This is a genomic window from Opacimonas viscosa, from assembly GCF_024199005.1.
Classification (GTDB): Bacteria; Pseudomonadota; Gammaproteobacteria; order Enterobacterales; family Alteromonadaceae; genus Opacimonas; species Opacimonas viscosa.
Genome location: NZ_JANATA010000138.1, coordinates 1 through 271, shown reverse-complemented (window position 1 = coordinate 271; position 271 = coordinate 1). Strand labels below are relative to the sequence as shown.

The window sequence follows — 271 nt, the reverse complement described above, 5'->3', positions numbered from 1 at the left end:
AAAAGACAAAGCGGCACTGGACCACGACATTTTATCTACACACATGCTATTCCCACTGACCACCGTGGCCATCTCAAATATCAACGGTGAAGAATATTACACTGCTTTCGGTGCGCTGAGCGCACAGTCAAAAGCTGAGAGTATTCAAATTGAAGTCACAACGTTATTTCAAAACGTTGCGGCCTTTCTTGATGCGTATGAAACGCACCTGAAATAACCTTTAAGGAGATCATTATGTCTGTGTGGAAAAAACTCATTACTGCGGTAAAAG

General features: G+C 42.4%; 1 protein-coding gene. It reads left to right on the top strand.

Annotated features, from left to right (window positions below):
• The coding region (locus NLF92_RS13025) for a DUF2170 family protein (RefSeq protein WP_254102644.1) at positions 1–217 on the top strand (217 nt) is incomplete at its 5' end.
• Positions 218–271 lie beyond the last annotated feature (54 nt).